This is a genomic window from Cricetibacter osteomyelitidis (assembly GCF_004340985.1).
Classification (GTDB): domain Bacteria; phylum Pseudomonadota; class Gammaproteobacteria; order Enterobacterales; family Pasteurellaceae; genus Cricetibacter; species Cricetibacter osteomyelitidis.
In genome coordinates, this window is record NZ_SLYB01000004.1 from 42003 (window position 1) to 58158 (window position 16156).

Genomic DNA, 16156 nt, shown 5'->3' on the forward strand with positions numbered 1-16156 from the left:
AAACCTATCGGAAATGTATAAGTATAAGGATGTACCCAAAAGCCAATTAATGAACCCGAATTAACAATATATTCCGGAAACGGGCGCATTAATTTATTCACTTCCGTCAGGTAAAACTTGTTATTTACATAGGTGTAAATAATTCCCCGTTTTCGGTCAAATCGTACACGGCGTTTGGTGGGCCAAAGGCAATAAAGAATAAAAAGAATATAGACACCAGTAAAAATATAAATATACCAAATAACCCCCCCCCCTTTCGAGTCTAAACTCTTTTCTCTCTGAAATAAACTCTTCTTTTGTTTCTCCCCATCTAGTCAAATTAGGATCTGTCTCGGATACCTCTTCTTCAAATTGTTCTTCAGCCCATTTATCCGGTTGATAAGTTATTTTGATATATCGCCAAGTATCATCTTTATAACGCGGATCTATAAAATTATAATAAATCCCTATTAAAAGGATTATTCCTAATATAATTTTTATTCCTCCCCATCGTTTTTCCTTAAGCTCAATCGTATTCTCACCTGTTTTTCTAAACCAACGACGCATTAAGCGTTGTTCTTTTTTATTCAGTTTCGTTTCCGCCATTATTGCCCCTTAGTCGATTAATTCGCCATTTTCCGCGGTCCATTTTTCTATTAATGCTTTATTTTTTTCTAGCAGCTCCGATGTGCGTTGTTTAAATTGTTTAGTCTCGTAATAACCTTTAAACACTTCTCCCTCTTTATCTGTAAATATGACCGCTACTCTTACATCATCAACATTGATACGGTTTTCATTAAGGGAAAACGTCACTTCTTTTGTCGCCGGAGTATGATAGAACTGACTAATCGCTTTCGCTTGTGCCGAGCCCCATTGATAGACATTAATGATTAAGTTAGAAGTTGTCGGCGGGCTGTATCTAAATTCAGCACAGCTGATACGGTAATAACCTTTACCAATTTCAGTCACCTGTAATCCCGATTGAATATCATATTCGTACAGTTCTTTTTCAAAACCTTGACTGATTAATAAATAATCTTCAATGTTCTCATTCATTGTCAATGCCGTACTAAATACTGCGTCAACTTGTCCCGTTGCGATTAATTCCGCGCGCTCAAGATGAAGTTGGGCGTCTTTCGCCACTTGTTCATTAGCTAATATTTGAGCTCGTTTTATCTGTTTATCGATCTTATCTCTTTCTTTGTTATCCCAATATAAATAATTAAATGATTTTCCCCAAAATCCTTTTTTCACCCAAGTCTCTGCCGGAGTATCTCCCCATAACGCAATAGCCGCAGTTGCTAATAAGATAATCACGAATGCATACGGACTTGCCACACCTAACGCGGCAGATAATGTGCCGTCAATAGCAAATATTTGGAATATCCCGCTTAATGCAATGACACCCGAAGCCCCCAGTATCGCTCCATTAGCCGTCATAGACACATTATCTTCATTTTTTATTGCTTCACTCAGCCCACCGAAGGCAATAACAGCTGTTAATAACCCGCCTATTATCGAAGCGAAAGAATAAGTAATTGCCCGTAAATTTATCAATCCTGCTCGCATAGCTCCACTAAAATTACGAACACCACTAACCGCCACCATTTCATTCGGTTTATTTATTATTCCCAAGGCATATGCTGTATCTGCCGAACCAATTGATATATCCAGTATCGCCGTGGTTTTTAACATTATAGGATCCATTGCTAATTTTCCCGCCGGCGTATGTATCAGCTTTCGTTGAATACTTACGTCATTACTCAATGAAACTATCCCTGCATAAATAGCTAATACACCGGAAAAACCATAAAAACGTTCATTTCGTGCCAATACCTCATTCAGCTCATTAATCTCATTTGCACTGATTTTCCCTTGTGCTTTTAAATCACGTTTCACTTGACTAAGATAACGATTAATTTCCTTTTTGGTTATCTTTCCACTGTTTTGACGATATTTATATAACTGATCGCGAGCTTCTTGGACAAGATTTTCCGCCAGTTCTGCAAACGCATATTCCGGATTGTTTAAAATCCGTTCTGCACCATAAATTTTTAAGTAGTTCTCTATTGCTTTTGGCTCACTCTTTGCCCAAACATTCGATATAGTCCGCCCTGCAAACGTATAAATCGATTCCATCCCCTGAAAATACCCCTCTAACACCTTCGCCCGCTGACTCAGCGGCACCTTCATCGCAAGGGCATAAACTCCGTCCGTCACTTTCTGACTATGCTCTTTTAACCATCCCAAAACACTCGGCGCATTGCCCGAAGGCACCGATTTGTCACTAAATAAACTTTCTAATACCTTCACCCCTTCCGACGAACATTCCAATCCGCAAGTTAAATCCGCCTGTAAGCGGCAAAAAACGTAGTAACCTCTGTCCGTCGTGCCCTCTTTCGGGGTATAACCGACTATATCCTTATCAATCGTAAAAAATTGTTTATACGAAAAACGTTGATTTGCCAATTGTACAAGTTGTTTAACCAACAAATTTATCGGCTTTTCATAACGCTCAAACGGCTCTTTTAACAATGCCGTCATTTTGCTATTAAATTCGCTTATCAACGCACTTTGGACGCCTTTTTGTGCGATAACCCTTTCCTCCGCCTTAAACGGATAGGCTTTTCCCTGCACATCATAGGCGATTTTCGGGTCAATCATATTACCTATGGTTATCGGATAACTGTATTTGGCATAATATTCGTTCTGTGCTTCCGTTAAATCGAAAATCACTTTCTGTAACTCGTGCATTTCCCCCACGACATCTTCCAATGCCACCATCAGGGCCTTCTCATAAGGCAGCATGGACGATTGCTTCGGTAATCGGGATTGCGTTGCCAGTTGTGTGTACCAGCTCTGGGTCACAATCGGCAGTTCTTCATCCTTATCGCCATATTCCAATACATGCGACGGCAAACTGCCTAACAGGCGCTGATGGGTATCCTGCGACTTGTTCACCTCCACCGTCGTCATCATCGACTGTCTCAATTCACTGTCGTTCTCCAAACGCGCAAATATTTCCGATGACCACGCATATTCGCTATAGGCAATATCCACCTTGTCGGCATCCTTATCCACAAACGGACAGCTGAACGTGCTGATATTCGCCACACAAGGATAATGTTTTCCGTCCAACTTTCCTACCTGCCACTTGCCGTTCGCGCCCTGCTCTCCCCATTTATACAACAAAAAAGTATATTGCCCCTGATGTGTTTCCGCACCGCTCGGCCGTTCAAATTCACTTGCGCTATTCATATCGTCTGTGTGGGTAATATAACGAAACACCAGCCATTTTCCCGATTTATCCGTGGAAAACAGTCGGTGTTTGTTGTAGGTGTAAATATACACAAATCCCTGACGAAGTTGCATTAATTGATGTGTGCTGCCGCCCGATTGGGTCGACAATATGCCGTTCGGTGAAGAAAGTGTACCGATATGCTCTTTTCGATCATTACTCATTTGCTGTTATAAGGTTCGATTGAAAAGTTAGATAACGCTTTTTTCAAAAGTTTTCCCGCAAAACTTCGCAAAATTCAACCGCACTTTTAGTCTTACTTAGCTCGAATCCAATTTCCATCACCTGTCGGTTTGGCATTTTCGGGGCAGGCTATAAAGTTAGTTCGTTGTCTAGCATATTTATCAATATAAAAATATTTTTTCATATTATCCCCTTCTTTCACAAAATATTGATTATTTCTCGCATTCTCTGTTTCAGAATCATCCGAAGCAACAGCACTCGCAAATCTAGAACTCTTAGGTTCAATGATTTTTCTATATTTCTTTTCAATATGTTCATATTCCCATTCTGAAACATTATTACTTCTCAATTCAATAGAATATTCACAAAAATTATAAAAAACAGCATGTGTCATTTCTGGCTCAAATGCTAGTGGTATGCATGACAATAACATTCCTGACAAAACTATCAAAATATATTTCAACTTAATCACCTATTTTTAATTGAGAGATCCAAAGCAAACTTTTTACATCATATTCAACAACATAAGTTATTGATGGTTCGATGAAAAATTTGTAATACTTCATTAAATCAGCCAAAGGAATAGGCTCTTTCTCATAACCTTTTTCCATTGGTTCCGGCGTTAAATAACGATTAGCTATCCCCTTAGAACTACCTTTATGTACCCAAGAATAATTATTCAATCCTGTACTTTTATAGCTATAACTCGCTAAAATAGGATGTCCGGATTCATGGGCTGCCGTCAGCATAAAATTATTCTATATAATTTTCAGAACACTTTATTTAAAAAGTGCGGTCAATTTTTCAAAAGTTTTCCTACAAAACTTCGCAAAATTCAACCGCACTTTTAGTCTTACTTAGCTCTAATCCAATTTCCGTCACCTGTCGGTTTGGCATTTTCTGGGCAGGCAACTAAATTCTGTTTATCTTTACTATATATTTCAAAATAAAATCTTGTCTTCATTTTACTACCTTTTTTAAGAAAATATTTCATTTTAGCGTTTTTTATTTGTTCATCTAATAGATTATCTTGCACAATAAAAGTACCATATATAGCATCGTTTGAATTGATAATTTTTCTACGATAATTTTTATTTTCTTCATATTCTTTATCTGGAAACTTCTCATTTCTCACTTCGATCGGATATTCACAGAAATTATAAATTACGCTTGTTCCCATAATTGGTTCAAAAGGTAAGCAAGCAGACAAAGATAAGAATAAGATTATTAGCAAATATTTCATTATTATTTACCTACAATTAACTGAGAAAGCCATATTAAACTCTTAATATCATATTCAACAGCATAGTAATCTGGCGGATCAATTTGATCGTTATAATACTTCATTAAATCAGCTGAAAGCAAAGGCATTGACTCATGCCCTTTCTCTCCTGATTTAGGTATACTATAAGCATTAAATACATTAAAACCGACACCTTTAGAACTCCCTTTATGTACCCAAGAATAATTGTTTAATCCTATACTTTTATAAGCATAACTTGCCAACACAGCATGACCCGATTCATGGGCAACAGTCATCATAAAATGATTCTTTATATAATATATAGGATATTTTCTATTCTCGAAAAGGCCTTGAAGATACCAAGCTCTAGTTGTATCAAGCAATCCCGAACTATTTCTTCCAATATTTCCCGCAACTCGCCCAACAAAACCACAAACACAAGAAGCATTCACTGAACGATCAGCAGAGTTTTTCATTTGTACCTGCAACGTCAACGACAGTGCCGCATGCGTTTCTGATAGAATCGGTTTTATATGTACCCGATATATTTTGTCGTCTGAATACAAAAAAGTGCGGTCAATATTTCAAAAGTTTTTCTGTAAAACTTCGCAAAATATGACCGTACTTTTAGTCTTACTTAACTCTAATCCAATTTCCGTCACCTGTTGGTTTAGCGTTTTCTGGGCAGGCTATAAAGTTTGTTCTTCCTTCTCCATACATATCAATATAAAAACGTCTTTTAGTTTTGTTTCCTTTCTCAACAAAATAGTTTTTTTGAACAATTCTTTTTCTTTCTTCTAAGTTACTCTGTACAGGAGACATCGTATAAATTGTTTCATCAGGTTTAATACTATCCCCAAAACTTCTGTTCTTTTCGTAATCTTCATCAGAAATATCATCATGTCTCCACTCAATAGAATATTTACAAAAATTATAAAATACTCCCCCACCCATTACAGGCTCAAAAGGTAAACATGCAACTGTTAACAGGCAAGATAATAGCGTTATTAACAAATACTTCATACTAATCTCCCATAGTTAATCGTGAGAGCCATACTAAACTTTTCACATCATATTCGAGCGCATAATACTTTAATGGGTTAATTTCATGCTCATAATATTTCATCAAATCAGCATATAATTTAGGTCTCTCTTCATATCCCTTTTCTCCAATTTTAGGGGGCGTATAAAAATTAGAAATCCCTTTAGAACTACCTTTGTGTACCCAAGAATAATTATTCAACCCTGTACTTTTATAGGCATAACTCGCTAAAACAGGATGTCCGGATTCATGGGCTGCCGTCAACTCGTCTTATTCTTTAAACAATTATGCCGAAATTTTGCAAAACTCAAGCTAAATCCGATCGGTTGTAACATAAAAATTCATTCTATTTTATCGTCTAAAAACAAAAAAGTGCGGTCAATTTTTCAAAAATTTTCCTACAAAACTTCGCAAAATTTGACCGCACTTTTAGTCTTACTTAGCTCGAATCCAATTTCCGTCACCTGTTGGTTTGGCATTTTCGGGGCAGGCAATGAAATTTTCTCTACCTTCTTTAAACGGCATATCGAAGAGAAAATATTTTTTTATATCACTTCCTTCTTCTATAAAATATTCCTTTTTCGCACTTTCCTTTCTTTCTTCATATGATTGTTCAGACATAGTAAATATAGCAAACAAAGATTCTCCAGATTTAATAATCTTCTTACGATATTTTTTGTTATTTTCATATTCTTTATCTGAAAATCTCTCATTTCTCCATTCAATATCCTTTTCACAAAAATTATAAAAAAAAGCGCCTCCGTGTGCAGGATCATATGACATAGGGAATATAAAATTACATGATGATAATAAAATAAAAAAACTAAAGAAAAATAGTTTATTCATCAATACTCTCCTACAGTTAGTCGAGACAACCATAATAAACTCTTTATGTCATATTCTGAACTAGAATACATTTGTATTTCAATTCTATAATCAGGGCTATAATATTTCATTAAGTCTGCGGAAATAAAAGGCTCCTTTTCATACCCCTTTTCACCTACTTCTGGAATGGCATAACCGCTTAAAAGACCTTTAGAACTCCCCTTATGTACCCAAGAATAATTATTCGCGCCGGTACTTTTATAAGCATAGGAAGCTAATACTGAATGACCTGCTTCATGTGCCGCTGTCATTATAAAATAATCCTTCGCTCTAAATCCTAAATATCCCTGCAAATACCACACTCTAGTTGTATCAAGCAATCCTGAACTATTTCTTCCAATATTTCCTGCAACTCGCCCAACAAAACCACAAACACAAGAAGCATTCACTGAACGATCAGCAGAGTTTTTCATTTGTACCTGCAATGTCAACGACGGTGCCGCATGCGTTTCCGATAGAACCGGTTTTATATATACCCGATAATTTCCTTTCTCCGTGCTAATTTCATCCGGAATATTCCAATGCTTTTCAATGCCCGTTAATGCAAACTGTACCAACTCTTCATAACTCGGCGTATCCGTATTCGCACTGCCTGATACACCGCCGGATGGGCTTTTCTATAAACGGTTACGCCGGAATTTTGCAAAATTTAAGCCAAATCCAACCGCTTGTAACTTAAAAGTTAATTCTATTTTGTCATCTGAATACAAAAAAGTGCGGTCAATATTTCAAAAGTTTTCCCGCAAAACTTCGCAAAATTCAACCGCACTTTTAGTCTTACTTAGCTCTAATCCAATTTCCGTCACCTGTCGATTTGGCGTTTTCTGGGCAATCTATTAGGTTAACTCTATCTTCTTTATATATATCTACAAAAAAATATTTTTTCATTCCCTCTTCAATAAAATACACTTTCTCTATTTGTTTATTAAGTTCCTCACTAGAAAAAGATAAATTAACTTTATTATGATTAATATTTATAATAGAGCTTTTTTTATTCTTATCGGGAGACTCTAATACATCATCATTTTTTAATTCTATTGGATGAGTACAGAAATTATAAGTAACAAAAACTCCTGAAGGTGCTGGCTCAAAAGGTAAGCATCCTAATATAAAAAAAGTAATAAATGTAATTGTAATAAATTTCACTATATTATTTCTCCTAATGTTAATTTAGACAGCCAAATAAGACTTTTTCTGTCATATTCAATCGCTCTAAAATTTAGTGGTTCATAACCTTGTCCAGCTGGATAATTGTAATATTTCATTAAATCAGCTTCTTGCCCAAGATAAAGTTCATACCCTTTTTCACCAACTTTAGGCAATGAATAACCATTACCAACACCTTTAGAACTTCCTTTATGCACCCAAGAATAGTTATCTAATCCTTTGCTTTTATAGGCATAGCTGGATAATATTGCATGTCCTAACTCGTGAGCAGTGGTCATCTTGAAATCATTAATAATATATTCTTTATAAAAACCTCTATATTCATAATACCCCTGCAAATACCAAACTCGTGTAACATCAGAAAACAAATTACCCAATCCCCGTCCCAATTTTGCCAATGTTCCACATGCACATGAAGCATTAACCGAACGATTATATGAAATTCCCATCTCCACCTGCAACGTCAACGACGGTGCCGCATGCGTTTCCGATAGAATCGGTTTTATATGTACCCGATATATTTTGTCGTCTAAATACAAAAAGTACGGTCAATTTTTCAAAAGTTTTCCTACAAAACTTCGCAAAATTCAAACGCACTTTTAGTCTTACTTAGCTCTAATCCAATTTCCGTCACCTGTCGGTTTGGCATTTTCGGGGCAAGCGATAAGGTTATATCTAGCTTCTAAATATTGTTCAATATGAAATCTATTTTTTAATCCGTTTTTAATAAAATATCGTTTTTCAAAAGCCACTTTCACCTCATCATTATATGTAAAAAAACGATTTTCAGCTTGATTAGGCTTTAAAGAGAAGTTATCAAATGTATTATCATCCCAACCTACTACAACTTCGGTATTACAGTAATTATAATATGTAACTCCTCCTTTCGATGGTTCTAATGGCAAACACGATGACATAAAAAACACCAAACATATCAATACATTACGCAACATTTCATTCTCCTATTTCTACTCTAGAAAGCCAAATTAAACTTTTTATATCATACTCAACAGATTTAATTTTAGAAAAATCAAAATCATATTCTGGATAATATTTCATTAGGTCACCTTTTATTATCTCATATCCTTTTTCTCCTGCACTGGCAGTCTTGTGACCACCAGAAATACTAAATCCCTTAGCACTGCCTTTATGTACCCAAGAATAATTATTCAATCCTGTACTTTTATAGGCATAACTCGCTAAAACAGGATGTCCGGATTCATGAGCTGCCGTCAATTCGTCTTATTCTTTAAACAATTATGCCGAAATTTTGCAAAACTCAAGCTAAATCCGACCGCTTGTAACATAAAAATTCATTCTATCTTGTCGTCTAAATACAAAAAGTGCGGTCAATTTTTCAAAAGTTTTCCTACAAAACTTCGCAAAATTCAACCACACTTTTAGTCTTACTTAGCTCTAATCCAATTTCCGTCACCTGTCGGTTTGGCGTTTTCGGGGCAGGCAACTAAATTCTGTTTATCTTTACTATATATTTCAAAATAAAATCTTGTCTTCATTTTACTACCGTTTTTAAGAAAATATTTCATTTTAGCGTTTTTTATTTGTTCATCTAATAGATTATCTTGCACAATAAAAGTACCATATATAGCATCGTTTGAATTGATAATTTTTCTACGATAATTTTTATTTTCTTCATATTCTTTATCTGGAAACTTCTCATTTCTCACTTCAATCGGATATTCACAGAAATTATAAATTACGCTTGTTCCCATAATTGGTTCAAAAGGTAAGCAAGCAGACAAAGATAAGAATAAGATTATTAGCAAATATTTCATTATTATTTACCTACAATTAACTGAGAAAGCCATATTAAACTCTTAATATCATATTCAACAGCATAGTAATCCGGCGGATCAATTTGATCGTTATAATACTTCATTAAATCAGCTGAAAGCAAAGGCATTGACTCATGCCCTTTCTCTCCTGATTTAGGTATACTATAAGCATTAAATACATTAAAACCGACACCTTTAGAACTCCCTTTATGTACCCAAGAATAATTGTTTAATCCTATACTTTTATAAGCATAACTAGCCAACACAACATGACCCGATTCATGGGCAACAGTCATCATAAAATGATTCTTTATATAATATATAGGATACTTTCTATTCTCGAAAAAGCCTTGAAGATACCAAGCTCTACTTGTATCAAGCAATCCCGAACTATTTTTCCCGATACTTCCTGCAACTCGCCCAACAAAACCACAAACACATGAAGCATTAACCGAGCGATTAAATGATTTATTTACTTCAACCTGCAACGTCAACGACGGTGCCGCATGCGTTTCCGATAGAACCGGTTTTATATTTACCCGATAATTTCCTTTCGCCGTGCTGATTTCATCCGGAATATTCCAATGCTTTTCAATGCCCGTTAATGCAAGCTGTACCAACTCTTCATAACTCGGCGTATCCGTATTCGCACTGCCCGATACGCCGCCGTCATCAAATTTTACCCGCCATTCTACATCGACCTTATGGGCTTTTCTATAAACGGTTACGCCGAATTTTTGCAATATTTAAGCCAACCCCAACCGCTTGTAACTTAAAAGTTAATTCTATTTTGTCGTCTGAATACAAAAAAGTGCGGTCAATTTTTCAAAAGTTTTCTAGCAAAACTTCGCAAAATTTGACCGCACTTTTAGTCTTACTTAGCTCTAATCCAATTTCCGTCACCTGTCGGTTTGGCATTTTCGGAGCAGGCTATGAAATTAATTATCTCATTACTATACTTATCAATTTTAAAATGCTTTTTTATACCATTTTCTACAAAATAATTATTGAAATTATCTAAAACAATATTTCCATTAGAATGAAAGATACCAAATTCAACACTATTTACATCAATAATTATACCTCTCCTATTCATATAAAAATCATCTGAAACATTCACATTTCTTAACTCAATTGGGGATGAACAAAAATTATATATATTAATAACTCCTTTTGGAGCCGGCTCAATAGGTAAACATCCTATCAAATAAGCAATTCCAACTAATAATATAGTAAATTTCATATTATTCTCCGAAAGTTAACCTAGAAAGCCATACTAAGCTTTTTATATCATGTTCACTAGCAGAATACATTTTATAAGGTATCGCTACACTATATTTATTCTGATTATAATATTTCATTAAATCAGCTTCAATTAAAGGTTCTTCTTCATATCCTTTTTCCCCGTCATCCGGAAGACTATAAAAACTACCAATCCCTTTTGAACTTCCTTTATGTACCCAAGAATAATTATTTAGCCCCGTACTTTGATAGGCATAGCTTGCCAAAACAGGATGACCTGCCTCATGTGCGGCAGTCATTTTAAAATTATCTCTAGCAGCACTTTCCGCTCGAGCAGGTGATGATATGTAGAGCTGTTGAAAATATTTCTGTAAATACCAAACCTTAGTTGCATCGAGCCCTAAAAAACCGGCATTCCCATTGCCTATATTCCCTGCTATCCCCCCTATAATTCCACAAACACATGAAGCATTTACCGAGCGAGAGGGAGAAAATAAATACCATGTTTCAACTTGCAAAGTTAATGATGGTGCTGATTTTGTTTCTGCTTCCTTGGGGTTGATAATTACTTTATAGTCGATATTATTAATCAAAATATTTTCGGATCTATTCCAATGATACTTAATCCCATCAATAGCCCAATCTATTAGTTGTCTATAACTAGGAATATCGGAAGATCTCGGCTTATCCGATATATGCCCGTCATCAAATTTTACCCGCCATTCTACATCGACCTTATGGGCTTTTCTATCCACCACAACATCCACCCAATCCACCGGTTCCGCACATTCTTTAAACGGCTGTGCCAGTATCTGCACCGCATCGTCCCGAAAAGCCTTCCCGATTGTACCCACTGCTCGAATATAGGTCGTTTCGTCTTTTAGTAATTTCGTGTCCAGCTTATCGTCTATATAGCCGTCCCATTCCCATTCATAAATCCCTATATCGACCGCTCCGCTGCCTTCCGACAAATGTCTGTCTCCCGACTTCGACAACTGCCAACGCTTTAATACTTTTCCGCTTTTCGGCGTGTCGGCTGAGATTGTCAGCATTTCTACATAGAGCCTTTCCACCGACCGTTGCTGCACGGTGATTTCAATTTTTATTTTTTCTTCGCCTTTTTCGCCCTCTATCGGCTGATAAGGCGCTTTGTCGTTATCATCATTCCACCAGGTTTCCCAAGCCTCAATATTAAATGCCGATAATGCCAATGGGGTTAATGTGCTTTTCTTCAACCGAATAGACACATTAAACGGACAGTCGCGACTACAGCGGGTTATATCCTCCGGCAAACCCGTTAATTTTTCACCCAGCTGTTCCGGTGTCGCGTGCATACCTTTTTTCGCTTCTTCCGATATTTTATACATGCGTTTCTCCCTTCGCCGAAAAGGCGGCTGATAACATTTTATTGGTCCGTTTTTGTAACATGCCAATCAATTCATCCATTTTTTCCGTTGAATCCTGATGACTGTTAAGAATATCGCCCGCCCATGGCATAAGCGGATCATGATAAAAACCGATCCCTAACGTTAAGCTCATCAACAACCAGATTGCCTGTTCATAATCGGTTTTTATGCCGTGTTTTTTCGAGGCATATTGTAATGATTGCCGGATATGTTCAAGATATTCCGGCTGTTTCACGTAATCGCCAAAATAAGGCTGCGATACTTTCGCAAGATAATGCATTACTGCTGTCGGCGATAAACTCTCTTTGCTCTGCAATTGATACCAATCCGCAATATCCTTAGCCATTTTTATATTATTTTCAAACCCGTTACCGAATATTTTAGGTGCAGTTTGAGTAAATTTATGTGCAATGTTATCCATTCTGCGATCGGCAATATCGGTATCTTCATGAAGATGTTGATTTAAAAAATGATATATCGGATCTTCATGCCAATAAGCGCCTAAATAAAGCATTAAGTGTCCGAAATAGCCGATTTCTTCGGGACGGGTGATTTTATAAGCAAGGGCAGACTGATAAACATGCTCCACAAAAGCCGTTATATGTTTATCCTTTAATGTGCGGAAACGATCGGGATGGCTATTCACATAAAGTGCGGTCAATTTTCGTCTAAATTTTTCGGTGATTATACTTCTTATGGCATTCTGCTCGATTTCACCGAATTCAATGCGTGCCGGTACAATATCTTCCGGTAACGCTTCAAGCCCGAATGTGATAAACCGTTTATCTATCCGTACGCCGAATGCCTCTATCATTTGTTCGCCATTTTTCACCCCGAACAATGCCGCCAGATGTGCCGGATGATTCGTCAGCAGCGGTAAATAGCCGTTTAACACCTGCGGGTCGTAAAAACGGAAAAAATACCATTTCTTCGTTTCCGGCTCTTGCAAATGGGTAAACTTTTTTAAATGGCGATAAACACTGTCAAAATCCGCCCGGCTTCGGATAAAAATCATGGGGTTTGCCTGCCAATAGCTCAGCACTTCGCTGTCCATGTCGCGAAATAAGGTTTGCAACATATCTACACAGGCAAGACGTTTGGGGTCGAATTCAAGCAGATACGGCGCGTTCTCTTCAAGGCTTGCTCCCACCGCACCGCTATAAAGATTCGCCGTCCTTCCCACTTGTTCCAGACGGTCGGATAACCCCACCACTTTCGCACAATCCGCTACCGCATAATAATGTGTTTCCCCCTGTTCCGCTCCGCTTAAATCCGTCCACTTATGCCATTCGTCCAACCCGGTGCAGTGGGCGAAGAAGCCGTGCCTTACCGGATGCGGCAGCGCGTCGTCGGAAAAAATATCGAGAAACGGTTCAAAATCGGTCTCGCTTTGTGTGAGATAGGGTTGCAACGGCGGCGAAGAATCAGCCTTTGGTTCGCCGTCACTTAATAGCCCTACCGGATTTTGCGCCGATAAGGTTTTTGCCAAATACAATAATTGCGACGAAAATCCGTGACGTTCGAACCACGTCAGAATCGGCAACGGCGCTAATTGCGCATAAGCCTCGAGACCTTGTGCTTTACAATACGCCGCTACCTGTTGATAATACGTCTCCGCACTCTCCGCACGACAGGCGATATAGCCCGTCGATACGACATTCGGCAAATCCGCCGACGAATAATGATAGTGATTGACCCAAATGTTTAGTTCATTCATGCGACATACCTTTAGCTTTTATTTTTCATCGCTTCGCACACTTCACAAATTTCTTGCCCATCATTAGCCGATAAGCTAATTACTTTAGGCGCTTCAGGGCTGCCGCCGGTAATCGCTAAATTGCCTTTAATTGTCACTTTCCCTTTCAACGTGATCCCTGCTCCGTCAATAAGCATTGTGCCGGCTTTACCCAGCATTTTAATATTCTTCGAACCGGTAATTTGAACTTTTTGGCTATGTTGTTTCAGGTTTTTGCCGACATTAATTAAAAGATTTTGTGTCACTTCAGTCAAATGATCCCGCCCATTTTTAACGGATTGATTCGCATACACATCTAAACTTAAATGATTACCGATATTTAAAATATCATCTTTCTCTATTTTCGTTTGGCGATTGCGGTGTACCAATAGGTTTTGATCCTGTCCGATTGTGATTGACTCATCCACGCCCACCGTTTCGGTGCGATTATTGCCGATATTAATCGTTTCATCATGCCCTACCTGCTCCGTGCGGTCACTGCCGATTTGGGTGGTTTCGTCGTGGTTGACGATGTTGTTCTGGTCACGTTCGGCGTGAATAAAGATTTCTTCCTGGTCCTTTTCATCTTCAAACCTGAGTTCGTTAAAGCCGTTGCCCTTGTGGGTTTTGGATTTTATCGACATGCGGGTTTTGTGTTCCGGCAAGTTATACGGCGGTTCGGTGGTGCTGTGATAGGTGCGACCGGTGATGATGGGTTGGTCCGGGTCGCCTTCTAAGAAGTCCACGATGACTTCATGTCCGATTCTGGGGATGGCGATATTACCGAACTGGGCGCCCGCCCACGCTTGGCTGACCCGCACCCAACAGGAGCTGTTTTCGTTGTTTTCACCCTCTCTGTCCCAAGGGAATTGGATTTTCACCCGTCCCCAGTCATCACAGTAAATCTCTTCGCCTGCCGGGCCGACGACATGCGCAATCTGCGGGCCGTCTACTCGCGGTTTCGGGTTCGGGGTCGGGCGCCATTGCGTGGCGCTTGGGATAAACTTGATATAGTTTTCATAGCGGTTGCCCTGTTCCCCCGCTTCTTCTTCCAGAATGCCGGGTTGCCAGCCACGATGCTCTACTTCCACCGCTAACCAGCTTTGGTTGAAACTTTCCCGCGGATGCCCCGAGAGGGTAAAGCGATAACCGGGAATCAGGCGTAAATCATCCCCGGTGGCAAGCGCCACTTCCGCTTCGCGCCGTTCGTATTCCAATCGGTAACGGCTGAACGGTTCGCCCTGTGCATCGCGTTTGTAACGCCCCGGGTAATCGTATTTTTCGTAAATATTGACCGCACTTTCGCCGAAGATGTGACTTTGCTGATTAGCATGCTGGTGTTCCTGAGAGTAAGTCGGGTGGGTGAAGGTGTAATCGCGTAGGGTTTGGCGGTTGGTGCCGAGTTTGGCTTGATATGCCCAGTGCCATAAAGCGGCTTCGGGGCGTTCACCGGCAGGGGTAGGGTTATACAGTAATGTGCCTTTTTCCGGGGCCAATGCGCTATGGTTGCTGAAATGGAGGGTGTGGCTGTCTTCGGTATGCGAAAAATAGTAATAAGTCCCTTCTTCCGCCGCCAGTCGTTCGATAAAGGCTAAATCCGTTTCCCGGTATTGTACGCAGTATTCCCGTTGCCAATAGCTGTCGCTTAAATGAAATTCGACTTGGTTGATATAATTCTTTGAAAGGAGTTGACGCAGGATTTTTTCGCTGTCTTGTTGTTGGAAGATTTTGTTGTCCGATTGATAGGACGCCCGCACCAAATCCGGCTCGATGACCATATTATAACGGGTGCGGGAAAAACCGCTTTCGCCCTGTACCAACTGCGTCACAATCCCGTTAACATAACGCACCGGCTCAATACCTTGCCAGAAAGTGAGTGTGGCACTGTTGTCCAAAATCTCAGAGAACGACGGTGACGAGTCAAAACTGGCTAATTCCAATTCCAGACGAAAAAGTTGAGAAAGTCCTTCTTTTAATACAAAACTGACGACATCGAATTCGGTAGCGCCGTTCACGTTTAAACTATAGCGGTAGTCGGATTGTTGGGGCATATTATTTCCTTCTATGTTCGTTAAATGTATTGTATTAATTAAGTATAGTATAAAAATACTACATTTTAGTTACTGAAAAAATTTATTCTTAGTAACATTCAAAACTCTTTTTCCCCTATTAGCTTTAAG

General features: G+C 38.6%; 20 protein-coding genes. All 20 read right to left on the reverse strand.

Annotated features, from left to right (window positions below; all coding sequences use genetic code 11):
* Positions 1-156: 156 nt before the first annotated feature.
* Positions 157-585, reverse strand: coding sequence for a hypothetical protein (locus EDC44_RS13160; RefSeq protein WP_165870215.1), 429 nt, complete (start codon positions 583-585; stop codon positions 157-159).
* A gap of 9 nt (positions 586-594) precedes the next feature.
* Complete coding sequence (locus EDC44_RS02930; protein ID WP_243647889.1) at positions 595-3441, reverse strand: toxin VasX; 2847 nt, start codon at positions 3439-3441, stop codon at positions 595-597.
* 92 nt (positions 3442-3533) lie between these two features.
* Positions 3534-3923 carry a hypothetical protein gene (locus tag EDC44_RS02935; RefSeq protein ID WP_131975212.1) on the reverse strand — a complete coding sequence of 130 codons (390 nt, stop codon included), beginning with the start codon at positions 3921-3923 and terminating at the stop codon, positions 3534-3536.
* Between the two features lies 1 nt (position 3924).
* Entirely contained in the window at positions 3925-4209 is a 285-nt protein-coding gene (locus tag EDC44_RS02940) for a hypothetical protein (RefSeq protein WP_131975214.1), read from the reverse strand.
* Between the two features lie 104 nt (positions 4210-4313).
* Positions 4314-4703, reverse strand: a complete 390-nt coding sequence (locus tag EDC44_RS02945) for a hypothetical protein (protein ID WP_131975216.1) — start codon at positions 4701-4703, stop codon at positions 4314-4316.
* Positions 4704-4705: 2 nt separating this feature from the next.
* On the reverse strand, positions 4706-5179 hold the full coding sequence (locus EDC44_RS13165; RefSeq protein ID WP_243647890.1) for a hypothetical protein: 474 nt from the start codon (positions 5177-5179) through the stop codon (positions 4706-4708).
* A 157-nt stretch (positions 5180-5336) separates the two neighbouring features.
* Positions 5337-5726, reverse strand: coding sequence for a hypothetical protein (locus tag EDC44_RS13170; protein WP_243647891.1), 390 nt, complete (start codon positions 5724-5726; stop codon positions 5337-5339).
* Position 5727: 1 nt separating this feature from the next.
* Positions 5728-6009: a hypothetical protein gene (locus EDC44_RS02960; RefSeq protein ID WP_131975218.1), complete on the reverse strand. Its 282-nt coding sequence runs from the start codon at positions 6007-6009 to the stop codon at positions 5728-5730.
* Positions 6010-6180: 171 nt separating this feature from the next.
* Complete coding sequence (locus EDC44_RS13175) at positions 6181-6591, reverse strand: hypothetical protein (RefSeq protein WP_243647892.1); 411 nt, start codon at positions 6589-6591, stop codon at positions 6181-6183.
* Positions 6591-7043, reverse strand: coding sequence for a hypothetical protein (locus tag EDC44_RS02970; protein ID WP_131975398.1), 453 nt, complete (start codon positions 7041-7043; stop codon positions 6591-6593). The genes EDC44_RS13175 and EDC44_RS02970 overlap by 1 nt, the downstream gene beginning before the upstream one ends.
* A gap of 364 nt (positions 7044-7407) precedes the next feature.
* Complete coding sequence (locus EDC44_RS02975; protein ID WP_131975220.1) at positions 7408-7776, reverse strand: hypothetical protein; 369 nt, start codon at positions 7774-7776, stop codon at positions 7408-7410.
* Entirely contained in the window at positions 7776-8246 is a 471-nt protein-coding gene (locus tag EDC44_RS02980; RefSeq protein WP_131975222.1) for a hypothetical protein, read from the reverse strand. Before EDC44_RS02980 ends, EDC44_RS02975 begins: the two co-directional genes overlap by 1 nt.
* Positions 8247-8402: 156 nt before the next feature.
* A complete protein-coding gene (locus tag EDC44_RS02985) occupies positions 8403-8750 on the reverse strand; it encodes a hypothetical protein (protein WP_131975224.1) in 348 nt (115 codons plus the stop codon).
* A gap of 1 nt (position 8751) precedes the next feature.
* The gene (locus EDC44_RS02990; protein ID WP_131975226.1) at positions 8752-9033 is read right to left on the reverse strand and encodes a hypothetical protein; all 282 of its coding nucleotides are present in this window, start codon (positions 9031-9033) and stop codon (positions 8752-8754) included.
* A 170-nt stretch (positions 9034-9203) separates the two neighbouring features.
* Positions 9204-9593: a hypothetical protein gene (locus tag EDC44_RS02995; protein ID WP_131975228.1), complete on the reverse strand. Its 390-nt coding sequence runs from the start codon at positions 9591-9593 to the stop codon at positions 9204-9206.
* A gap of 2 nt (positions 9594-9595) precedes the next feature.
* Positions 9596-10336, reverse strand: a complete 741-nt coding sequence (locus EDC44_RS13180; RefSeq protein WP_243647893.1) for a hypothetical protein — start codon at positions 10334-10336, stop codon at positions 9596-9598.
* A gap of 131 nt (positions 10337-10467) precedes the next feature.
* Complete coding sequence (locus EDC44_RS03005; RefSeq protein ID WP_131975230.1) at positions 10468-10836, reverse strand: hypothetical protein; 369 nt, start codon at positions 10834-10836, stop codon at positions 10468-10470.
* Between the two features lies 1 nt (position 10837).
* Positions 10838-12202 (reverse strand): hypothetical protein, encoded by a 1365-nt coding sequence (locus EDC44_RS03010; protein WP_131975232.1) that lies wholly within the window; start codon positions 12200-12202, stop codon positions 10838-10840.
* Entirely contained in the window at positions 12195-13958 is a 1764-nt protein-coding gene (locus EDC44_RS03015) for a DUF4123 domain-containing protein (protein ID WP_131975234.1), read from the reverse strand. The genes EDC44_RS03010 and EDC44_RS03015 overlap by 8 nt, the downstream gene beginning before the upstream one ends.
* Before the next feature lie 11 nt (positions 13959-13969).
* Positions 13970-16027 carry a type VI secretion system Vgr family protein gene (locus EDC44_RS03020; RefSeq protein WP_131975236.1) on the reverse strand — a complete coding sequence of 686 codons (2058 nt, stop codon included), beginning with the start codon at positions 16025-16027 and terminating at the stop codon, positions 13970-13972.
* Between the last annotated feature and the right edge of the window lie 129 nt (positions 16028-16156).